Below are 22,347 nucleotides of genomic sequence, written 5' to 3' on the forward strand. Positions count from 1 at the left end.
CTACTCTCCACCAAGATCGGAAAAGGGTTTGAGCCCACTCAATAACCCGTACAGACCGTGCAACGGCACGGGCAGCCAGGTGGGGCGATTTTCAGCCTCATAGGCCACTTCATAAGCTGCCTTCTCCAGACCGAACAACGCCAGCGCGGCGTCCTCGCCTTCAGGATCTTGCCATGCATGAGCAAGACTAGCTGCCGCCAGCCGATAAGCGTCGACAAATGCTTGCCGCGCCTCTTTCAGATAACGATCGGCGACCCGTTGACGCGCCGCCTGAGCGTCGGCGGTTTTATCGACGTTATGCACGTTGATCGTCATCGCTGCGGCGTAATCGAAGGAGCGCAACACGCCGCTGACATCTTTATAAGGGCTGTGTTTGCCTCGGCGCTCATGCAGCGGCCGCGCCGGTTCGCCCTCGAAATCGATCAGGTAGGCATCGCCCTTGATCACCAGCACCTGCCCCAGGTGCAAGTCACCATGGACGCGAATACGCAGGCCACCAGCGGCTTTCTTACCCAACTCCTGAACATGACTGAGGATGGTTTTTTTGTTGTCCAGCAAGCGACCGACCAATGCCTGATCCGCGGCGTTCAGTTCAGTTTGATGCTGCTTGAGCAACTTCAGGGCATGTTCCAGTTGCGCCGCCACGTCCTTGGCCGAGGCCAGGGCATCTTTCTGGCTGGTGATCTGTGGAGCGAAGTCCGCGTTGGCGCTCGGGGCCGCCAGCACCTGATGCATTTCCCCCAGGCGCTGGCCGAGCATGCCGGCAAAATCCTTCAGCTCGCCGAGGGCGTTGTAGTGCTGTTCCTGCTCGGACACCGCATCGGCGAGCTCGTCACGAAGCGCCCGTTCGAGGTTGTTCTGGGTCCATTCCCACGCATCGCCCTGATTGCTCAAATAGCCTTGGGCAATCATCAACAGCGTGTCCTCGCCCGCCGCATCGCGACGAATCACCGCCCCCAACAGCGGCGAAATATTTTTGAAACCGGCATGGGTCAGGTACGCACTCATTTCAAGTTCCGGATGCACCCCTGACGCGACCTTGCGGATCAGTTTCAGCACCAGGCTGCTGCCGATGACTACCGAACTGTTGGATTGCTCGGCGGACAGGTAGCGCACCTCCGATTCGGCCGTCAGGCCAAGCCTGGTCAGTTCGTCGGTCGGTTCGAAGCGGATCTCGCCACCGTCGGATGACAACACTGTACCGGACTGCATGCCCTGCAACACGGCATGCACAAAGCTGTCGAGGCTGAAAGCATCGGTGATCAGGCCGACCTGCCGACCGCGCCGAACCCGGGCCAGTGCCAATTGTTGCGGCAACGCCGCGCCGACCTGCTCCTCGGAAATAAAACCGAATGGCAACTGATAGCGGCTGGTCTGACCGCCGCTGGTGACGTCGATTTCACCCAACAGCACTGGATGCTGCGGGTCGCCGAAACGCACGCCGTAAGCGAGATTGACGTTGTCGATGACGCCGTCCTTGCCGGCGTACCAGCGACGGTTTTGCAACCAGCTCGGCAGGATGCCCTGCTCCAGGGTTTGGCGGGACGGCGCTTCAAGCAGCTCTTCCATGCGTTTCTTCAGCACCAGGGTGGTGAAGTCCGGCAGGCTTTGCGCCGGCTCCACGTGCCAGCTCGGCATTTGGTTTTCCGCCGCCAGCCCGAACCAATAGAAACCGTAAGGCGCCAGCGTCAGCAGGAAATTCAACTGGCCGATGGGCGGGAACGCATTGCCGCCGAGCATCTCCACCGGAACCATGCCGACGTATGCCGACAAGTCCAGCTCCGCCGCTTGCGCGCTGCGGGACACGTTGGCCACGCACAGAATAATCTCGTGCTTGCCGTCCGGGCCGGTGAATTCGCGGGTATACGCCAGAATCCGTCGATTGCTCGGCGAGAGCATCTTCAGCGTCCCGCGACCGAAGGCCTTGGACTGTTTGCGCACCGCGAGCATGCGCCGGTTCCAGTTCAACAATGAATGAGGATCGCCGGCCTGGGTTTCGACGTTGACCGACAGGTAGCCGTATTGGGGGTCCATGATCGGCGGCAACACCAGGCTGGCCGGGTCGGCGCGGGAGAAACCGCCGTTGCGGTCGATCGACCACTGCATCGGCGTGCGCACGCCGTCGCGATCGCCCAGATAGATGTTGTCGCCCATGCCGATTTCATCGCCGTAATACAGGGTCGGCGTGCCGGGCATCGACAGCAGCAAACTGTTGAGCAATTCCACCCGGCGGCGATCACGTTCCATTAACGGCGCCAGACGCCGACGAATCCCCAGGTTGATCCGCGCGCGACGGTCGGCGGCGTAGTAATTCCACAGGTAGTCGCGCTCGCGGTCGGTGACCATTTCCAGGGTCAGCTCATCGTGGTTGCGCAGGAAAATCGCCCACTGGCAGTTGGCCGGGATTTCCGGGGTCTGCCGCAAAATGTCGGTGATCGGGAAACGATCCTCCTGGGCCAGCGCCATGTACATGCGCGGCATCAACGGGAAGTGAAAGGCCATGTGGCATTCGTCGCCGTTCTGCCCGCTGGCGTCGGTATTGCCAAAGTACAGCTGAGTGTCTTCCGGCCACTGATTGGCCTCGGCCAGCAACATGCGGTCGGGATAGTTTGCGTCGATCTCGGCACGGATCTGCTTGAGGACGTCGTGGGTCTCGGGCAGGTTTTCGTTGTTGGTGCCGTCGCGCTCGATCAGGTACGGGATCGCGTCCAGCCGCAGACCGTCGATGCCCATGTCGAGCCAATAACGCATTACCGACAGCACCGCTTTCATGACCTGCGGGTTGTCGAAGTTCAGGTCCGGCTGGTGCGAATAGAAACGGTGCCAGAAGTACTGACCGGCCACCGGGTCCCAGGTCCAGTTGGACTTTTCGGTATCGAGAAAAATGATGCGGGTACCGTCGTATTTCTGGTCGTCATCGGACCAGACGTAGAAGTCGCGGGCTGCCGAACCGGGCTTGGCCTTGCGCGCGCGCTGGAACCACGCGTGCTGATCCGAGGTGTGGTTGATGACCAGTTCGGTAATCACCCGCAGGCCGCGTTTATGGGATTCGGCAATGAAGCGCTTGGCATCGGCCATGGTGCCGTAGTCAGGATGCACACCACGGTATTCGGCGATGTCATAGCCATCGTCGCGTCGTGGCGAGGGGTAGAACGGCAACAGCCAGATGGTGTTGACGCCCAGATCGGCAATGTAATCGAGTTTGGCGATAAGGCCGGGAAAGTCGCCGATCCCGTCATTGTTGGAGTCGAAAAAAGACTTAACGTGAACCTGGTAGATCACTGCATCCTTGTACCAGAGTGGATCTTTGATAAAGGTGGCTGACCTGGGTTTCTTCGCCATTTGTAACTCCTGTGAATACTAGAGAACGCCTTGGCCGAGATCGTTCCCACGCTCTGCGTGGGAATGCATCCAGTGACGCTCTGCGTCACAGCGGCGGACGCGGAGCGTCCAGGGCGGCATTCCCACGCGGAGCGTGGGAATGAACATGACAGTCAAGAAGTTGAAATCCTCCAAATCCCGAACGGCAGATGCCACGGTTCGATCCGCATGAACTGGTACTTGCCGTGCCAAGTCCAGCGGTGGCCGTTCATCAAGTCTTCACCCTGGGTGCTGGCTTCATCGGGCAGGCCCATCTCCCACAGCGGCAATTCGAAGTTCGCCTCCTGGGCGTGATGCGGATCGAGGCTGACCGCTACCAGAATGAAATTGCTGCCGTCGACGCTGCGTTTTCCGAAGTACAGAATGTTGTCGTTCCAGGCGTTGTAGACCTTCAGGCCCAAGTGCGTGTGCAGCGCCGGGTTCTGCCGGCGAATGCGGTTGAGCTGGGCGATTTCGGCAATGATGTTGCCCGGCGCGTTGAAGTCCCGTGGACGGATCTCGTACTTCTCGGAATTGAGGTATTCCTCCCGGCCCGGCACCGGTGCCGCTTCACACAGTTCAAAACCCGAATACATGCCCCACAGCCCGGAGCCCATGGTCGCCAGCGCGGCACGAATCAGAAAACCTGCGCGCCCGGACTCATGCAGGAACGCCGGGTTGATGTCCGGTGTGTTGACGAAAAAATTCGGCCGGTAGCATTCACGCCACGGCGACTCGTTGAGTTCGGTGAGATAGGTCGCCAGTTCGCTTTTGGTGTTGCGCCAGGTGAAATAGGTGTAGCTCTGGGAGTAACCGACCTTGCCCAGGCGCGCCATCATCGCCGGCGTGGTAAAGGCTTCGGCCAGGAAGATCACCTCGGGGTACAGCGCCCGCACATCGGCGATCATCCACTGCCAGAACGGCAGCGGTTTGGTGTGAGGGTTATCGACGCGAAACAGTTTCACGCCCTCCTTGACCCAGCCCACGATGATGTCACGCAACTCGATCCAAAGGCTGGGAATGGCATCTACGGCATAGAAGTCGACGTTAACGATGTCCTGGTATTTCTTGGGCGGGTTCTCGGCGTATTTGATCGTGCCGTCCGGCCGCCAGTTGAACCAGCCCGGGTGTTGCTTGAGCCACGGGTGGTCCTGGGAGCACTGAATCGCAAAATCGAGAGCGATTTCCAGCCCATGCTCGGAGGCCGCTACGACGAGCCGGCGAAAGTCCTCGCGAGTGCCCAGTTCCGAGTGAATCGCCTCATGCCCGCCCTCTTCGCTGCCGATGGCATAAGGGCTGCCCGGGTCATCGGGGCCGGCGGTCAACGAGTTGTTCGGGCCTTTGCGGTAGCTGCGGCCGATCGGGTGGATCGGTGTGAAGTACAGCACGTCGAAGCCCATGTCCTGGATCATCGGCAGCCGCGAATGCACGTCGTTGAACGTGCCGTGGCGGGCCGGATCATCGGTGATCGAGCGCGGAAACAATTCATACCAACTGGCGAACTGCGCCAGCGCTCGCTCTACGTCCACGGGGTATTCAGGGCTCAGGGTCAGGAAGGGACGATGGTCAGCCTGGGCCATCAAGTCCGCGCTACGCTGGTGCAGAAACAAGGCAACCTGCTCGGTTTCGAGCAAACCGGACAGCTCATGGTGCAACGCCGCCAGTTGTTCGCTGAGCACGCCCTCGGAGCGTTCAGCCGCCTGCTGGACGTGGGTGCGCCCTTCCTGCAATTCCAGGCTGACCGAAACGCCGACGGCGTGTTTTTTCTCCAGCTCATAACAAAAACTGGCGAACTGATCGATCCAGGCTTCGAGGCAGAACACATAGCGCCCCTGCTTCTTGACACGAAACCGGCCCTGCCAGCCGTTATTGCCCAGTTCGCTCATCACCTCGCTCTGCCAGGCTTCGTCGCCGTCGGCACGCCAGCGGATGCGCACGGCCAGTTTGTCGTGACCGTCGGCAAACACTTTGCTGGTCACCACCACGTCCTGATCAATCACGGCTTTAACGGCGAATTGCCCGCCATTGAGGGTCGGCATGGTATTTTCGATCACGATCCGCGGCAGCAGTAACGCCTGCGACAGCGGTATATGCGGGTTGTAGCTCAACTCTGTGGGTTTTTTCTCAGCGGTCATCGAGCATCTCTCCTTAACGCCCCAAGGACGCTCTTGTGCCTGGTCGTCGTTCACACGAAACGATCTGCCCCGGCATGAACTCACTTAAGTTCCGAACAGCAGGCGCCGGTAAAAGTTCAGTGGGATTTGCCAAGTCTTGCGGGGAATCAAATTCCCTGAGTACGGGTCAATCAACTTAAGCACGACTCACGCCATCTGCCACTGGAGACTGTTTCGATGAGTATTCCTATCCCCGCCGAGACACCCGATCCGAACATCGATGAGCCCACGATTCCGCCAACCCCGCCGACCGAACCCGGCCCCATCCCGGAGCAGGAACCGCCAGGCACCAGCCCGCCACCCCGGGAAGAGCCGCCAAGCTCCCAGCCGCCAGAGATCGTGCATCCGTAAGCTGCATGAAGGTTCAATTACAGGTTTCGATCCTTTTCAATCTGGCGCACGACGATAGGCATCACACCGAGAATCACCAACGCCAGCAACGTACTGAGCACCGCCGTCGCCTCGCGGCCCATTCCGACCGAAACGCCAATGGCCGCCGTCATCCACAAACCGGCGGCGGTGGTCAGGCCTTTGACATGGCCCTCATCGCCATCGGTGTTTTTCAGGATAGTCCCGGCGCCGAGAAAGCCGATGCCGGCGATCACGCCCTGCACCACCCGGCTCATGGCATCGGCCTGGGATCCTGACATCTGCGGCACCAGCACAAACAACGCCGCGCCCAGCGCCACCAGCATGTGGGTGCGAATCCCGGCGGCCTTGCCCTTCTGTTCACGTTCGAAACCGAGAATGCCACCCAGCAAGGCGGCCATCAGCAAGCGCACCGTAATACGCGTCAGTTGTGAAGCATCGCCAATGTCGGCGAACTCTGCTAGCAGCGTCACCCAAACCTCGTGCCACCAAGCGTCCATGGCGCAGTCCTTGTGATGATTTAATGACTCGATAGAGGATGGACCCCACCCACCATTAATCGGTTGCACAGAACGATGACCGGCGGATGCGCCCTAACACTTCAGAATCCGCCGAAAAAAGGACGCCTCCATGACTGTGCGCATCGAAAACCAGACCTGTTTCTTCATCACCCGAAACGGCGAAGAAATCCGTCTTTGCTCCGACGTGACCGTCATCACCGACCCGGAAAAATCCATGTCGGCGGTCGACCTCGACGGCCAACGCTTCTATATCACCGAAGCAGAAGCCGATGCATTGACCGTAGCAGGCGCCGTGGACAGTCGCCGACATTTGAAGGCGACGGATAGTGATTCGGTGATTTGACTGACCCACATCAACACACGCCGCAGACACCTGGCACAGGTGTTTGCGGCCAACCGTTGCGGGTGCATCAAGTTGTCGCAGGCGAGTGCCAGAAACTCATCTGATCCGCTTTTTATTGGTTTAGCTGAGTCTGTTATGCAAACAGATCGCTGGTCATAGTGCTCAGGCCTGATGGAGGCTGATGAGCGAAAGACCATGAGCGATAGAATCCCCGTCCGAACCGTTGAACCTGCCGCATTTATAAAAAACAATGAGCCTCTACGTCCAAAGATAAAGCCCAAGTCCAGCGACAATCTGATCCACACCCGCAGCTTCACGGGCTTGTTCCGCACCCTGCGCCTGAGTGGCGCTGGGGTTTTGTTTTTGTTGTTCTTCGGCACGGTATGGCTGAACTGGGGCGGCCGCCAAGCGGTGCTCTGGGACCTTTCCGAAAGCAAATTCCACATCTTCGGCGCTACCTTCTGGCCACAGGATTTCATCCTGCTCTCGGCGCTGCTGATCATCGCCGCGTTCGGCCTGTTTGCGATCACCGTGTTCGCAGGCCGGGTCTGGTGCGGTTACACCTGCCCGCAGAGTTCCTGGACGTGGATCTTCATGTGGTGCGAGAAGCTCACCGAAGGCGAGCGCAACCAACGGATCAAGCTGCAAGCCGCACCCTGGGGCCTGAACAAACTGATCCGCCGCTCGGCCAAACACACCCTGTGGCTGGCGATCAGCCTGCTCACCGGCCTGACCTTTGTCGGCTACTTCACACCGATCCGTCCGCTGGCCGAAGAACTGCTGACCTTGCAAATCAGCGGTGTCAGCCTGTTCTGGGTGCTGTTCTTCACCGGTGCCACTTACATCAATGCCGGTTGGCTGCGCGAAGCGGTGTGCATGCACATGTGCCCCTATGCGCGCTTCCAGAGCGTGATGTTCGACAAGGACACCCTGACCATTTCCTACGATGTGGCCCGCGGCGAAAACCGTGGCCCGCGCAAGCGTGAGGTGAAACCCACCGAAGTCGGACTGGGTGATTGCATCGATTGCCAATTGTGCGTGCAGGTGTGCCCGACCGGCATCGACATCCGCGACGGCTTGCAGATGGAATGCATCGGTTGCGCCGCGTGCATCGACGCCTGTGATTCGATCATGGACAAAATGGGCTACGCCCGTGGGCTGATCAGCTACACCTCGGAACATGAGTTGCAGGGTGGCAAGACCCACCTGCTGCGTCCGCGCTTGATCGGTTACACCGCCGTGCTGCTGGTGATGATCGGTGCCCTCGCCCTGGCGTTGGTGGAGCGGCCGATGGTGTCGCTGGACGTGAGCAAGGACCGTGGCCTGTTCCGCGAGAACAGTGCAGGCCAGATCGAAAACATCTACAGCCTGAAGGTCATCAACAAGACCCAGCAACGTCAGGACTATCGCCTGACGCTGGTTGATGGCGATGGCTTCCAGCTGCAAGGCAAGGCCGAACTGAGCCTGGCTCCCGGTGAGATCGTCGACGTGCCGGTGTCGGTGGCCATGACCACGGAACGTCCGAGCAGCAGCTCGCAAACCATCAATTTCAAGATTGTCGACAGCGATGAGCCGGACATCTACAGCGTGGCCAAGAGCCGGTTTGTTGCGCCGATGAACCGTTGAGCCTTTAAACTGCGGTGCTGCCATTCGCGGGCAAGCCCGCTCCCACAACGACAGCGCAGTACCTGTGGGAGCGGGCTTGCCCGCGAAGAAGCCACCCCCGATGTTCCAGAATGACTCCCACTCGAGCACTCGATGAAACGCTACGAAAAATTCGCCGACGACATCGCTGAACTGATCCGCTCCGGCGTCCTCGGTCCCGGCCAGCGGGTGCCATCGGTGCGCTACGCCAGCCAGACCTACGGCGTCAGCCCGTCCACGGTGTTCCAGGCCTATTACCTGCTCGAACGCCGCGGCCTGATCCGTGCCCGGCCGCGTTCCGGCTACTTCGTCAATGCGCATGCACCGAGCCCGTTCTCGGAGCCGGTGATCAGCAGTCAGGTCAATGAGTCCACCGAAGTCGACGTCAGCGAACTGGTGTTCTCGGTGCTGGATTCGATCAAGGATCCGAACACCGTGCCCTTCGGTTCGGCGTTCCCCAGCCCCACGCTATTCCCGCTGCAACGCCTGTCCCGCTCGCTGGCCAGTGCCGCCCGGGAAATGGACCCGCGCATGGTGGTCACCGACATGTCGCCGGGTAACCCGCAGCTGCGTCGACAAATCGCCCTGCGCTACATGGTCGGCGGGCTGATGTTGCCCATGGAAGAACTGCTGATCACCAACGGCGCCCTCGAAGCCCTGAACCTGTGCCTGCAAGCCGTGACCGAGCCCGGCGATCTGGTGGCCATCGAAGCCCCGGCGTTCTACGCCAGCCTGCAAGTGCTGGAACGGTTGAAGCTCAAAGCAGTGGAAATTCCCGTCCACCCACGAGACGGCATCGACCTCGGCGTGCTCGCCCAAACCCTGGAACGGCATCCGATCAAGGCTTGCTGGTGCATGACCAGTTTCCAGAACCCCATGGGCGCGACCATGCCCGAAGCGAAGAAGCAGGAACTGGTGGAGTTGTTGCGCAGCCATCAAGTGCCGCTGATCGAAGACGACGTCTACGCCGAGCTCTATTACGGGCAACAGGCGCCGAAACCGGCCAAGGCTTTCGATACTGAAGGGTTGGTGATGCATTGCGGCTCGTTCGCCAAGAGCCTGGCCCCCGGTTACCGCATCGGCTGGGTCGCTGCCGGGCGGTATGCGCAGAAAATCGAACGCCTGAAGCTCATGACATCGCTCTGCGCCTCGATGCCCGCCCAGGCCGCCATCGCCGATTACTTGCAACATGGCGGCTACGACCGGCACCTGCGCAAACTGCGTTACGCCCTGGAAGAACAGCAAAGCGCCATGCTCGCCGCCATCGCCCGCTACTTCCCGGCGCAGACACGTGTCAGCCAGCCAGCGGGAGGCTACTTTTTGTGGCTGGAACTGCCGCCGCAGATGGATTCGTTGAAGTTGTTCCAGATGGCGCTGGCCCAAGGGATCAGCATCGCGCCGGGGCCGATCTTTTCACCGACCCGGCGGTTCAGGAATTGTATACGGCTGAATTATGGCAGCCCTTGGACTGAGGATTCGGAGAAGGCGATGGAGACGTTGGGGCGGATTGTGCGGTCGTTCTGAAGGTTTGATGTTGTCTGGGCTATCGCCTTCGCGGGCAAGCCCGCGAAGGCGATAGCCCAGACACCGCAAATCTTGAGGATTAGCGTCCACCACCAAGGTCGACGAAAGTCCCGGTTGCATACGACGCTTTATCCGACAACAACCAAACAATCGCCTCCGCCACCTCATCCGGCCGCCCACCCCGAGCCATCGGAATCGCCGATTCCAGCTTGCTGACCCGATCCGGATCACCGCTCAATGCATGGAAATCGGTGTAGATGTAGCCCGGCCGCACGGCGTTGACGCGAATCCCCTCGCCCGCTACTTCCTTGGACAGACCGATGGTGAAGGTGTCCAGCGCGCCTTTGGACGCGGCATAGTCTACATATTCGCTGGGGGCGCCCAAGCGGGCAGCGACCGACGACACATTAACGATGCTGCCGCCCTGCCCGCCATGTTTGGGCGACATGCGCAGGATCGCGTGTTTGGCGCAAAGGATCGGTGCCAGGACGTTGGTCTTGAGGATTTTCAGAATACGGAATTCGGACATTTCGTCGATCCGCGACTTTTGCCCGACAGTACCGGCGTTGTTTACCAGCGCCGTGACCCGACCGAGTTCGGTGTCCACGCGGTGGAACAGGCCGATCACTTCGTCTTCGATGCTGACATCGGCGCGCACCGCAATGGCCTGGGCACCGAGTGCACGAACTTGTTCCAGCACACTGTGCGCCGCCTGCTCGTCGGACTGGTAGTTGATGCAGATCCGATAGCCTTGCTCGGCGGCCAACAGGGCCGTGGCGGCACCGATACCGCGGCTGCCGCCGGTGATGACGATGACTTTATCCATGCTGGCATTTCCCCCGTTACAAGCGTATGCAGTCGGGGCCAAGAATAACCGCCATTGCGCGGTTTTGCATGAACCTGCGTCAATTCCAATGACACTCACCTGTGGCGAGGGTCTATCAGCCCGCCGCCAATTGCTCCCCACGGTGAATATCGACCATAAAGCGTTCCGCCGGCAGCGGGTGCCCCAGCAAATACCCTTGCAACGAGTCGCAACCGAGTTGGGTCAGGAAGTCTTGCTGGACGTCGGTTTCCACCCCTTCAGCCACGATTCGCAAGCCCAACGCCTGGCCAAGGGCGACGATGGCCGAGACGATGGCCGCGTCGTCGCTGTCGTGTTCCAGATCGCGAACGAAACCCCGGTCGATTTTCAATTCATTGGCCGGCAGGCGTTTGAGGTACATCAAGCTCGAATAGCCGGTGCCAAAGTCATCGATGGACAGGTCGACGCCCATTTCCGAGAGTTCCTGCAGTATCGTCATGCTCGCATCGGCGTCACTCATGGCGGTGGTTTCGGTGATTTCCAGGGTCAGGCTGTTGGCCGGCAAATGATGAGTGGCCAGGGCCTTGGCGACGCTCTGGACCAACCCCGCGTGGCAGAACTGCAAGGCCGAGAGGTTCACCGCGATGCGCCAGTCGGTGTAACCGAGCACGTACCACTCGCGCATCTGACGGCAGGCTTCATTGAGCACCCATTCGCCGATCGGGATGATCAGCCCGGTCTTCTCCGCCAAGTCGATGAACGTGTCCGGCAGCAGCAGGCCCTGGGTCGGGTGCGCCCAGCGCAACAACGCCTCGGCCCCCACCGGTCGGCCATGGCTGGCGTCGAATTTGGGTTGGTAATAAAGACTGAACTGCTGCTGATCGAGGGCGGTGCGCAAGTCTTGCAGTAATTGCAGCTGTTTGCGCGCGTTGCTGTTCATCGACACGTCGAAGAAGCTGTAGCCGTTTTTCCCGGCGCCTTTGGCGTGGTACATCGCGGCATCAGCATTCATCAACAACTCTTCGGCGGTCTGACCGTTGCCCGGATAGAGCGCGATGCCAACGCTGGCGGAGATCTGCAAGTCATGTTCCGCGACCCGGAACGAGCGCGCGATCAGCCCCACCTGACGCGCCGCCAGGTTCAGCGCGTCGTTCTGTTCGGTGAGTCGCACCAGCAGCACAAATTCATCGCCGCCGATCCGCGCCAGGGTGTCCTGGCTGCGCAAATCCTCGCGAAGGCGCAGGCCGACCTCTCGCAGCAACTGATCGCCCATGTGGTGCCCAAAGGCATCGTTGACCGGCTTGAAGCCGTCCAGATCAATGAACATCAGCGCAAAACAGCCGCCCTGCTCCTGCACCCTCGACATCGCCTGATCGATACGGTCGGCCAGCAATACTCGGTTCGGCAGCCCGGTCAGGGTGTCGTGCAGCGCCAGTTGGGTGAGTTCGCGATTGGCTTCGGTCAGCGATTGAGCGAGGTCCGCGGTGCGAGCCTCCAGGCGTGCATCGAGGATCGACGTCAGCAAGGCAATGCTCAACACCGCCAGGGTGGTGATCAGAACAAGACTGTCCAGTCCCTCGCCGTTCAGGCCATCAGCCGCCGCGCCACAGAAACTGCCATCGGCAAAACGTGCCGCGGCCATGCCGGTGTAGTGCATGCCGACGATGGCGATGCCCATGATCACCGCTGCTCCGCCGCGGATCAGGCGAACATACGGTGCGTGCCGACGCAGGCGGAAAGCGATCCATAACGCGGCGCCCGACGCACCGACGGCAATCAGCAGCGACGCGCTAAACAGTGTCGGGTCGTAATCGATGCCCGGCTGCATGCGCATCGCGGCCATGCCGGTGTAATGCATGGCGCTGATGCCAGCGCCCATGACCAGCGCGCCGAACGCCAGTTGCCAGGCCGGCAGTTGTGGCTGGCTGACCAGCCACAGGGCAAAACCGCAGGACAGGACCGCAATCAAGAGGGACAGCGCCGTGAGAGTAACGTCGTAGCCCAGATCGATTGGCAATGTGAACGCGAGCATGCCGATAAAATGCATCGACCACACGCCAATGCCCATTGCAAAAGCGCCGCCCGCCGTCCACAGATGCACCGCCCGACCCTTGGCCGTGGCGATGCGACCGGTGAGGTCGAGCGCGGTGTAAGAGGCAAGTATCGCCACACAGAGCGATATGAAAACCAGCGTAAGGGAATAACTACCGATGAGCATGAGACTTCTCGCGACTGCCCCCGCATCCGTTCTCGGGGAGCAAAGTCGGGGATTGTACTGACTCCGCTGACGAACGCACTCACAAAGTCATCAAAAGGCCATCAAGGTGATGAAACGTTTGTGGGAACGATCATGCGCTATTGCTTGCCGCTCACCTGAAGCTGCCCGTCCCACCCGCCGCCCAGCGCGGCAATCAACTGCACGCTGGCGATCAAGCGGCTCTGCAGCAAACTCAGCACGTTGCGCTCGTTGCTCAACGCCGTAGCCTGAACCACCACCACATCCAGATAAGCAATCACCCCGGCCTTGTACTGATTCTGGGTCAAGCGCAGGGACTCGCGTGCCGCATCCAGGGCTTCCTGGCGCACCTTGGCTTCGTCTTCCAGCACCTTGAGCTGCACCAGATAGTTTTCCACTTCACGGAAGCCGTCGAGCACGGTCTGGCGGTACTTGGCGACGGTCTCGTCGTAGGCCGCTTCGCTGCGATCGACTTCCGCCGAGCGCTGCCCACCGTCGAACAGGGTCATGGCCAGTTGCGGGCCTACCGACCAGAAACGGTTCGGCACGCTGATCCAATTGTTTGAGGTGCTGCTGCTATAACCGCCGTTCAGGCTCAGGGTCAGGTCCGGGTAGTAGGCGGCTTTGGCCACGCCGATGTTGGCGTTGGCGGCCATTACAGAGCGCTCGGCGGAAGCAATGTCCGGGCGGCGCTCCAGCAACTGCGAAGGCAGGCTCAGCGGCACCTGCGGCAATGCCGGGATGTCTTTGGTTTCAGCCAGGCTGAACTCGGCCGGCGGCAGACCAATCAGTACGGCGATGGCGTTCTCGAACTGCGCGCGCTGCCAGATCAGGTCGACCATTTCCGCCTGGGTGCTTTTGAGCTGAGTAGTGGCCTGGGCCACTGCGTCCTTGCCGGAGACACCGGCGCGGTACTGGTTTTCGGTCATGGTCAGCGAACGCTGATAGGCCTCGACCGTCGCTTCCAGCAGGCGTTTCTGTTCGTCGATCACCCGCAGTTGCAGGTAGTTCTGCACCAGCTCCGATTGCTGGCTCAAGCGCATCGCCGCCAAGTCAGCAAAACTCGCCTCGGCGTTGGCCGTGTCGGCCTCCAGGCCTCGGCGCAATTTGCCCCAGACGTCTGCTTCCCAACTGACTCCGGCCTGCGCCGTATAGGTGTCGCGAATACCACTGGAAGAACTGCTCAGGCTCGAACTGCTGCTACCGGTGCCTTGGCTGGAGCGGGTTTTCCCGACCGTCAGGTCCACGGTCGGGAAAAACGCCCCCCGGGCACTGCGTACCAAGGCCTGGGCCTGGCGGTACTGCGCTTCGGACTGGGCGACGGTCTGGTTGGCGCTGTTGAGTTTTTCGATCAAACCATTGAGCTGCTGATCGCCATACAGCTCCCACCAGGCACCGCGCGCCAGAGAGTCGCTGGGGTTGGCCTGGCGCCATCCGGCGGCCTCTTTGTACTGTGCCGGCGCGGCGGCTTGCGGGCGCTGGTAATCCGGGCCGATGGCGCAGGCACTGAGCATCGCCACGCACAGCGACAGGCTCAGCAAACGCGAGCCTCGGGCTGTGATCAGCGGTGCAACCAGATTGATAAGCGAACGGTCAGTCATAGCGGAGTTTCCAGAGCAGCATCGGTACGCACCCCACGCCAGCGGTTGAAACGATGGCGCAGGTTGTCGAGATAGAGGTAAACCACCGGGGTGGTGTAAAGGGTCAGCACTTGGCTGAAGACCAGCCCGCCGATGATGGTCAGACCCAGCGGCTGACGCATTTCCGCTCCTTCGGCCCGGCTCAGCAGCAACGGCAAGGCGCCGAGGATCGCCGCCAGGGTGGTCATCAGAATCGGCCGCAGTCGTTGCAGACAGGCACTGCGGATCGACTCCAGCGGCTCCAGGCCCTGGTGCCGCTCCAGTTGCAGCGCCAGATCGATCATCAGAATCGCGTTTTTCTTCACCACACCGATCAACAGGAACAGCCCGAGCAGGGAGATCAGGCTGAACTCGCCGCCCAGCACATAGATCGACAGCAACGCCCCGACCCCGGCCGACGGCAAGGTCGAGAGAATGGTCAGCGGGTGGATGTAGCTTTCATACAGCACACCCAGCACCAGATACACCGCCACCAGCGCGCCGAGAATCATCCACGGCTGGCTCTTCTGGGTGGCGGCGAACGCATCGGCGGTACCGGCCATTTTCGCGATCACGTCTTCCGGCAAACCGACCTTGGCAATCGCCCGCTCGATGGCCGCCGAACCCTGCTCCACCGTCACGCCTTCGGCCATGTCGAAGGCGATGCTTTCTGAAGCGAACTGGCCTTCGTGGCTGACCCGGTCGTCTTCCAGGCTGTTTTCGTAGTGAGCGATGGTCGACAGCGGAATCCGCGCACCGTCGGCCGTGATCACCTTGACCTGATTCAGGGTGATCGGATCCTGGGCGTATTTCGGGTTGACCTCCATCACCACCTGATACTGGTTGAGGCTGTCGTAGATCGTCGAAATCTGCCGCTGGCTGTAGGCGTTGTTCAGCACCGCCGTGACCATGTCCATATCCACGCCCAGACGCTTGGCCTGATCGCGATTGACGATCAGGGTCACTTGCTGGGCGCCACGGCCTTCGCGTGCGTCAATCGCCGTCAGTTCCGGCAGCGCCTTGAGGGCGGTGACGACTTTCGGATACCACTCACGCAACGCGCCAAGATCGCCGCTTTGCAGGATGTAGGAATATTGCGAGGAAGTCTGCTCGCGACCGCCGCCAAATTGCAGGTCCTGATCGGCCATCAGCATCAATTGCGCACCGGGCACCTTGGGCATTTCCTTGCGCAGGCGTTCGATGACTTTCTGCGCGGACAGGTTGCGCTCCTGGATCGGCTTGAGCCGCACCAGCATGAAGGCGTTGTTGGTACCGTTGCTGCCACCGATGAACCCGGCGACGCTTTGCACCGCCTCGTCCTTGAGCACGGCGCGGCGGAAGATTTCCATCTTCGGCTGCATCACGCTGAATGACAGCCCGTCGTCGCCCCGCACGAAACCTATCAACTGGCCGGTGTCCTGCTGAGGCAAAAATGTTTTAGGAACAACGATATACAGCGCAATATTCACGCCAATCGTCACGAGCAGGCTGAGCAAGGTCAGCCGACGGTGGCGCAGCACCCAATCAAGGCTGGTGGCGTATTTGCCGACCATCCACTCGTTGGTCTGTTGGCTCCAGCGTTGCAGGCGGTTTTCCTGCCCCGGCGTATGCGGCTTGAGCCAGCGGGCGCAGAGCATCGGCGTCAGCGTCAGCGACACCAGCAACGACACCACGATGGCGGCTGCCAGGGTGATGGAAAACTCGCGGAACAGGCTTTCGATGATCCCGCCCATGAACAGGATCGACAGGAATACCGCCACCAGCGAGACGTTCATCGACAGCAGCGTGAAACCAACTTCCTGGGCCCCGAGGTATGCGGCCTTCATCGGCGGCATGCCCTTGTCGATGTGCCGGGAAATGTTCTCCAGCACCACGATGGCGTCGTCCACCACCAGCCCGGTGGCCAGGATCAGCGCCATCAGCGACAGGTTGTTCAGGGAGAAACCGTAGAGGTACATCACCGCAAACGTGCCCACCAGCGACACCGGCACCGCCAGGGTCGGAATCAGCGAGGCGCGGAAATTACCGAGGAACAGGAACACCACCAGAATCACCAGCACCACGGCAATCAGCAGGGTCATTTCCGCCTCGTGCAGGGTGGCCTTGATCACCGGCGAACGGTCCATCGCCAGGTTCAGCTTGACGCTGGCCGGCAGCACGGCCTGCAACGCCGGCAGCTGCGCCTTGATCTCGTTGACCGTCTCGATGATGTTGGCGCCGGCCTGGCGGTTGATCACCAGCAACACCGCCGCGTCGTCGTTGAAGAAGCCGCTGTTGTAGCGGTCTTCGACGCCGTCGCTGACCTTGGCCACATCCTTCAGGCGCAGGGCCGCGCCGTCCGCGTAGTGAATGATCAGCGATTCGTAATCCTTGGCCTTTTCCAGTTGATCGTTGGCCTGCACCTGCCACAGCCGCTGGCCATCTTCGACCGAGCCCTTGGGCCGGCGCACGTTGGCGTTGGCGATGGTGTTGCGCACGTCATCCAGCGCCACGCCGTACTGATTGAGCGCCTGGGGTTCGAGTTCGATGCGCACCGCCGGCAACGAGCTGCCGCCGATCTGCACTTCACCCACGCCCTGCACCTGCGACAAGCTCTGGGACAAAATGGTCGAGGCCAAGTCATAGAGCTGGCCTTTTTCCAATACATCCGAGGTCAGCGACAGCACCATGATTGGCGCCTGGGACGGGTTGACCTTCTTGTAGGTGGGCATGCTGCGCATGCCGCTCGGCAGCAGGTTGCGCGAGGCGTTGATCGCCGCCTGCACTTCCCGCGCCGCGCCGTTGATGTCGCGGTCCAGGTCGAACTGCAAAATCACCCGGGTCGAACCCTGGCTGGAACGGCTGCTCATGGTGTTGACCCCGGCGATGGCGCCGAAGGAACGCTCAAGCGGCGTGGCCACGGTCGAGGCCATGACCTCGGGGCTTGCACCGGGCAAACTCGCCTGAACCACAATCACCGGGAAGTCCATTTGCGGCAGCGGCGATACCGGCAACAGGCCGAAGCTCACGCCGCCCAGCAATATGATCGCCAGGCTCAACAACATCGTTGCGACCGGGCGCTTGATGAAAGGTCCGGACAGGTTCATGGCTGTTCTACCGGTTCCACAGACTCGGACTTACGGCCCCAGCGCCGCCCGAGGCGGTCGAAGTACAAGTAGATGACAGGCGTGGTGAACAGCGTCAGCACCTGACTCACCAGCAAGCCACCGACCATCACCAGACCCAAAGGCTGGCGCAGTTCCGCGCCGGAACCGGTGGCCAACATCAGCGGCACCGCGCCGAACAGCGCCGCCAGGGTGGTCATCAGAATCGGCCGAAAACGCAGCAGCGCTGCCTGATAGATCGCGGTTTGCGGGTCCATGCCCTGGTTACGTTCCGCCTCGAGGGCGAAGTCGATCATCATGATCGCGTTCTTTTTCACGATACCGATCAGCAGGATGATGCCGATGATCGCGATCATCCCCAGGTCATTGCCGCTCAACAGCAACGCCAGCAAGGCGCCGACCGCCGCCGAGGGCAAGGTCGAGAGGATGGTGATCGGGTGGATGTAACTCTCGTAAAGCACGCCGAGCACGATGTACATGGTCACCACCGCCGCCAGAATCAGCAGCAAGGTGCTCGACAGCGACGCCTGGAACGCTTCGGCCGCGCCCTGGAACTGGGTCTGCACGCCAATCGGCATGCCGATGTCTTTCTGCACCTGATCGATGATCTCGACCGCATGCCCCAGCGCTACGCCGGGCGCCAGGTTGAAGGACATCATCACCGCCGGGAACTGGCCAATGTGGGTAATCGCCAGTTGCGCCTGGCGTTCCTCGACATGCGCCAGGCTGGACAGGCGCACCTGACCGCCATCGGTGGTCTTGACGTGAATCTGGTTCAGCGCATCCGGGCCAATCTTCTCGCCAGACTGCGATTGCAGCACCACGCGGTATTGGCTGGCCTGGGTGTAAATGGTGGAAATCTGCCGCTGACCGAAGGCGTCGTACAGCGCGTCGGTGATGTTCGACACCGATACGCCGACCCGCGACGCCGCATCGCGGTCGATCACCAGATAAACCTGCAAGCCCTTGTCCTGCAGATCGCTGGCGACGTCGGTCAGCTCCGGCCGTTGCGCCAGCGCTTCCACCAGACGCCCGCTCCACAGGCTGAGCAACTCGGAATCCGGCGACGACATGCTGAACTGGTACTGCGTACGGCTGACCCGGTCCTCGATGGTCAGGTCCTGCACCGGCTGCATGAACAGGCGAATACCGATCAGCTTGTCCAGCTCCGGTTGCAGGCGCGCGATCACTTCGGTGGCACTCAGGTCGCGATTGCTATGGGATTTGAGGTTGATCAGCAACCGACCGCTGTTCAGCGTCGAGTTGTCGCCGTCGACCCCGATATAGGACGACAGGCTCTCGACCGCCGGATCGGCCAGGATCACCTTGGCCAGTTCCTGCTGGCGCTCGCTCATCGCCGCGAAGGAAATCGACTGCGGCGCCTCGGAAATCCCCTGGATCACGCCGGTGTCCTGCACCGGGAAGAAGCCCTTGGGCACCACCATGTACAGGAACACCGTTAGCGCCAAGGTGCCGATGGCCACCATCAAGGTCAGCGGTTGATGCTTGAGCACCCACTGCAATTTGCGCCCGTAAGCCGCGATCATCCAATCAATTGCGGCGCCACTGGAGCGGTAGAAACGGCCCTGTTCTGCTTCCTTGGGTTCACGCTTGAGCAGCCGCGCGCACATCATTGGCGTCAGGGTCAGGGAGACGACAAGGGAAATCAGGATCGCCACCGCCAGGGTAATCGCGAACTCGCGAAACAAGCGCCCCACCACGTCGGCCATGAACAGCAGCGGAATCAGTACCGCAATCAGAGACAGCGTCAGGGAAATCAGGGTGAAGCCAATCTGCTTGGCGCCCTTGAGCGCCGCTTGCAGCGGGCTGTCGCCCTCTTCGATATATCGGGAAATGTTCTCCAGCATGACGATCGCATCGTCCACCACAAAACCGGTGGCGATGGTTAGCGCCATCAGGGTCAGGTTGTTGACCGAAAAGCCCGCGAGGTACATCACGCCGAAGGTGCCAATCAACGACAGCGGCACGGCCACCGACGGAATGATCGTGGCACTGGCCCGCCGCAGGAACAGGAACGTGACCATCACCACCAGCGCGATGGCGATCAGCAGTTCGTGTTGCACGTCGGTGACCGAGGCGCGGATGGTCTGGGTGCGGTCGGTGAGCACCGTGACGTCGAGGCCGGCCGGCAGGTTGTCGGTGATGCTCGGCAGCAAGGCCTTGATCCGGTCGACCACTTCGATGACGTTGGCGCCGGGCTGGCGCTGGATGTTCAGCAGCACCGCCTGATTTTCATTGGCCCACGCCGCCAGACGTTCGTTCTCGGCGCCATCGACGATTTCCGCCACATCCTTGAGCCGCAACGGCGCGCCGTTACTGTAGGCGAGGATCAGGTTGGCGTAGTCCTTGGGCGAAGTCAGCTGGTCGTTGGCGTCGAGCATCGACACCCGGGTCGGGCCGTCGAAGTTGCCCTTGGGCTGGTTAACGTTGGAAGCGCCGATCAAGGTGCGCACGTCCGACAGGTTCAAGCCATTGGCCGCCAGGGCCTCGGGGTTGACCTTGATGCGCACTGCCTGACGTTGGCCGCCGGCAATGCTGACCATGCCGACGCCGCTGATCTGGGCAATTTTCTGTGCCATGCGGGTGTCGACCAAGTCATTGAGCTTGGGCAACAGCATGGTTTTCGAGGTGATGGCCAGCGTCAGCACCGGGGTGTCCGCCGGGTTGACCTTGTTGTACACCGGTGGCGCCGGCAAGTCCTTGGGCAGCAAATTGGTCGCGGCGTTGATCGCGGCCTGAACCTGCTGCTCGGCGACGTCCATGTTGATATCGAGGCTGAACCGCAGGGTCAGCACCGAGGCGCCGCCAGAACTGGTGGACGCCATCTGGGTCAGGCCAGGCATCTGCCCGAACTGACGCTCCAGCGGCGCGGTCACGGCGCTGGTCATGACATCCGGGCTGGCGCCAGGATAGAGCGTCATCACACGAATGGTCGGGTAGTCGACCTGGGGCAATGCCGACACCGGCAGCAGCCGATAAGCGATCACGCCGGCCAGAATAATCGCCAGCATGCTCAGGGTCGTGGCGACCGGGCGAAGGATGAACAGCCGCGAGATGTTCATGCGCCGCCCTTTTTCGCCTTGTCGGTGGCCGTCGCCTCAGGTGCAGTGGCGGCCGACTTGCCTTGCAGGTGTTCGGTCGGGGTGGTCGGTACATCCTTGCTGTCGTTGACGACCTCCACTTCGCTGCCTTCCTTCAGGCGGTCGGTGCCTTCCAGCACCACCCGATCGCCAGCAGCCAGGCCTTCGGTGATCACCGTGTTGTCACCGTCACTGGCGCCGACTTTCAACTGACGGATGGTGACCTTCTTGTCGCCGTCCATGGCATAGACGAACGTGCCGTTGGTGCCGAACTGGATCGCCGCCGAAGGCACAAGCACCACGCCTTTGAGGGTGTCGGCCAGCAGGTGGACGTTGACGAACTGGTTGGGGAACAGCGCTTGATCGCGGTTCTCGTAGCGGGCCTTGAATTTCAGGGTGCCGGTGGTGACGTCGATCTGGTTGTCCAGGCTCTGCAACACGCCAGTGGCCTGCAATTTGGTATCGCCACGGTCCCAGGCTTCGGCGGGCAGTCTGGCGCCGGTGCGATAGCGGGCCAGCACGGTGTCCAGGTTGTTTTCCGGCAAGGTGAACGCCACGCTGATCGGTTGAGTCTGGGTGATGATCACCAGCGCCGTGGTGTCGTTCGCCGCGACGAGGTTGCCGACGTCCAGCTGACGCAGGCCCACGCGCCCGGCGATCGGCGCGCGGATTTTGGTGAATTCCAGATTGAGCTTGGCGTCGTTGACCGCCGCCTGATTGGTCTTGACCGTGCCCAGATACTGGCCGACCAATGCTTCGGCAGTGTCGAGGGTTTGCTTGGCGATACTGTCTTCGCGGTACAGGCCGCGATAGCGCTCGACATCGACCTGAGCATTCTTCAGTTGTGCCTGATTCTGCAGCAAGGTGCCTTCGGCCTGGAGCAAGGCATTCTGGTAAGGACGCGGGTCGATCTCGGCCAGCAGGTCGCCCGCCTTGACCATCTGCCCTTCTTCGAACGAAATCTTTATCAACTCACCGCCAACGCGGCTACGCACATTGATGGTGTTCAGCGCTGTGACCGTACCCAGCGCCTTGTAATACAGCGGGAAATCGCCTTTGACCGCTGGCGCCACGCGCACCGGTACCGGCCCGGATGCCCCACCAAACCCCGGACGCATCCCCCCCACCCGACCGGTATGCCCGGCAACGGCTTTCTGCCCTGCGCCCTCCTTCGGGCTGCTGCCTGCGGGCCAGAACTTCCAGCACAGGCCAGCGATGACCAACAGGACAAGCAGGCCGAACAGCCAGCGACGAGGATTGCGGGAAGCGGAGGATTGCATGGAATGATCAACCATTGGGCGCGTGAAGCTTCTTTCTACAGGAGGCTGAACGATAAGCACTGGCGGGTATTAAGCAAAGCGCCTTTACCGGCAATTTACCTTTGGCTTACGTAACAGGAGATTTATCTAAGACACTGAAGCACAAATGAAAACGGCCTGGACAGAGGGGGCGTTCTCAATTAATTACCCCGTCGCGCCGGGTCTGCTGTTGTGCAGGGCAAGGCTCGAGAAGCGTGGTTTGGTCATTCCAAATAAGCTTCGAGCAAC

Annotated in this window: 13 protein-coding genes; 4 read left to right on the plus strand and 9 right to left on the minus strand. The window is 61.0% G+C overall.

Translation table 11 applies throughout. The annotated features are described in order from the left end of the window. The gene (gene treS / locus MMG91_RS01205) at positions 1-3,342 is read right to left on the minus strand and encodes a maltose alpha-D-glucosyltransferase (protein WP_310658465.1); all 3,342 of its coding nucleotides are present in this window, start codon (positions 3,340-3,342) and stop codon (positions 1-3) included. A 152-nt stretch (positions 3,343-3,494) separates the two neighbouring features. Then, the gene (locus MMG91_RS01210) at positions 3,495-5,495 is read right to left on the minus strand and encodes an alpha-1,4-glucan--maltose-1-phosphate maltosyltransferase (RefSeq protein ID WP_310658466.1); all 2,001 of its coding nucleotides are present in this window, start codon (positions 5,493-5,495) and stop codon (positions 3,495-3,497) included. Positions 5,496-5,711: 216 nt separating this feature from the next. Between MMG91_RS01210 and MMG91_RS01215 the strand changes: the two genes are divergently transcribed. Further along, positions 5,712-5,885 carry a hypothetical protein gene (locus MMG91_RS01215; RefSeq protein ID WP_305449559.1) on the plus strand — a complete coding sequence of 58 codons (174 nt, stop codon included), beginning with the start codon at positions 5,712-5,714 and terminating at the stop codon, positions 5,883-5,885. Between the two features lie 17 nt (positions 5,886-5,902). Here the strand turns inward: MMG91_RS01215 and MMG91_RS01220 are convergent, their stop codons facing one another. Next, positions 5,903-6,403, minus strand: coding sequence for an MgtC/SapB family protein (locus tag MMG91_RS01220; protein WP_310658467.1), 501 nt, complete (start codon positions 6,401-6,403; stop codon positions 5,903-5,905). 130 nt (positions 6,404-6,533) lie between these two features. Here MMG91_RS01220 and MMG91_RS01225 point away from each other — a divergent pair, with 130 nt between their 5' ends. The 3 genes from MMG91_RS01225 to mapR all read left to right on the plus strand — a co-directional run bounded on the left by MMG91_RS01225 (position 6,534) and on the right by mapR (position 9,935). Then, entirely contained in the window at positions 6,534-6,767 is a 234-nt protein-coding gene (locus MMG91_RS01225; protein WP_310658468.1) for a DUF3203 family protein, read from the plus strand. A 195-nt stretch (positions 6,768-6,962) separates the two neighbouring features. Beyond that, on the plus strand, positions 6,963-8,393 hold the full coding sequence (gene ccoG, locus MMG91_RS01230) for a cytochrome c oxidase accessory protein CcoG (protein ID WP_310658469.1): 1,431 nt from the start codon (positions 6,963-6,965) through the stop codon (positions 8,391-8,393). Between the two features lie 132 nt (positions 8,394-8,525). Next, positions 8,526-9,935: a GntR family transcriptional regulator MpaR gene (gene mapR / locus MMG91_RS01235; RefSeq protein ID WP_310658470.1), complete on the plus strand. Its 1,410-nt coding sequence runs from the start codon at positions 8,526-8,528 to the stop codon at positions 9,933-9,935. A gap of 79 nt (positions 9,936-10,014) precedes the next feature. On the opposite strand, the gene MMG91_RS01240 is transcribed toward mapR, so the two are convergent. The 6 genes from MMG91_RS01240 to MMG91_RS01265 form a co-directional block, all read right to left on the minus strand. Further along, a complete protein-coding gene (locus MMG91_RS01240; protein ID WP_008069154.1) occupies positions 10,015-10,761 on the minus strand; it encodes an SDR family oxidoreductase in 747 nt (248 codons plus the stop codon). A 115-nt stretch (positions 10,762-10,876) separates the two neighbouring features. Then, the gene (locus MMG91_RS01245; protein WP_310658471.1) at positions 10,877-12,958 is read right to left on the minus strand and encodes an EAL domain-containing protein; all 2,082 of its coding nucleotides are present in this window, start codon (positions 12,956-12,958) and stop codon (positions 10,877-10,879) included. A 137-nt stretch (positions 12,959-13,095) separates the two neighbouring features. Then, complete coding sequence (locus tag MMG91_RS01250) at positions 13,096-14,577, minus strand: efflux transporter outer membrane subunit (RefSeq protein ID WP_310658472.1); 1,482 nt, start codon at positions 14,575-14,577, stop codon at positions 13,096-13,098. Continuing rightward, the gene (locus MMG91_RS01255) at positions 14,574-17,681 is read right to left on the minus strand and encodes an efflux RND transporter permease subunit (RefSeq protein WP_310658473.1); all 3,108 of its coding nucleotides are present in this window, start codon (positions 17,679-17,681) and stop codon (positions 14,574-14,576) included. The genes MMG91_RS01250 and MMG91_RS01255 overlap by 4 nt, the downstream gene beginning before the upstream one ends. Further along, a complete protein-coding gene (locus MMG91_RS01260; RefSeq protein ID WP_305506585.1) occupies positions 17,678-20,782 on the minus strand; it encodes an MdtB/MuxB family multidrug efflux RND transporter permease subunit in 3,105 nt (1,034 codons plus the stop codon). Before MMG91_RS01260 ends, MMG91_RS01255 begins: the two co-directional genes overlap by 4 nt. Continuing rightward, on the minus strand, positions 20,779-22,095 hold the full coding sequence (locus MMG91_RS01265; protein ID WP_310658474.1) for an MdtA/MuxA family multidrug efflux RND transporter periplasmic adaptor subunit: 1,317 nt from the start codon (positions 22,093-22,095) through the stop codon (positions 20,779-20,781). Before MMG91_RS01265 ends, MMG91_RS01260 begins: the two co-directional genes overlap by 4 nt. Positions 22,096-22,347: the final 252 nt, after the last annotated feature.

Source organism: Pseudomonas sp. JL3, from assembly GCF_031570575.1.
Lineage (GTDB): Bacteria > Pseudomonadota > Gammaproteobacteria > Pseudomonadales > Pseudomonadaceae > Aquipseudomonas > Aquipseudomonas cucumis.

Bases quoted from the DNA above. Each gene is read 5' to 3' on its own strand.
- treS (WP_310658465.1), bottom strand. From the start codon at position 3,342: ATGGCGAAGAAACCCAGGTCAGCCACCTTTATCAAAGATCCACTCTGG.
- MMG91_RS01210 (WP_310658466.1), bottom strand. From the start codon at position 5,495: ATGACCGCTGAGAAAAAACCCACAGAGTTGAGCTACAACCCGCATATA.
- MMG91_RS01215 (WP_305449559.1), top strand. From the start codon at position 5,712: ATGAGTATTCCTATCCCCGCCGAGACACCCGATCCGAACATCGATGAG.
- MMG91_RS01220 (WP_310658467.1), bottom strand. From the start codon at position 6,403: ATGGACGCTTGGTGGCACGAGGTTTGGGTGACGCTGCTAGCAGAGTTC.
- MMG91_RS01225 (WP_310658468.1), top strand. From the start codon at position 6,534: ATGACTGTGCGCATCGAAAACCAGACCTGTTTCTTCATCACCCGAAAC.
- ccoG (WP_310658469.1), top strand. From the start codon at position 6,963: ATGAGCGATAGAATCCCCGTCCGAACCGTTGAACCTGCCGCATTTATA.
- mapR (WP_310658470.1), top strand. From the start codon at position 8,526: ATGAAACGCTACGAAAAATTCGCCGACGACATCGCTGAACTGATCCGC.
- MMG91_RS01240 (WP_008069154.1), bottom strand. From the start codon at position 10,761: ATGGATAAAGTCATCGTCATCACCGGCGGCAGCCGCGGTATCGGTGCC.
- MMG91_RS01245 (WP_310658471.1), bottom strand. From the start codon at position 12,958: ATGCTCATCGGTAGTTATTCCCTTACGCTGGTTTTCATATCGCTCTGT.
- MMG91_RS01250 (WP_310658472.1), bottom strand. From the start codon at position 14,577: ATGACTGACCGTTCGCTTATCAATCTGGTTGCACCGCTGATCACAGCC.
- MMG91_RS01255 (WP_310658473.1), bottom strand. From the start codon at position 17,681: ATGAACCTGTCCGGACCTTTCATCAAGCGCCCGGTCGCAACGATGTTG.
- MMG91_RS01260 (WP_305506585.1), bottom strand. From the start codon at position 20,782: ATGAACATCTCGCGGCTGTTCATCCTTCGCCCGGTCGCCACGACCCTG.
- MMG91_RS01265 (WP_310658474.1), bottom strand. From the start codon at position 22,095: ATGGTTGATCATTCCATGCAATCCTCCGCTTCCCGCAATCCTCGTCGC.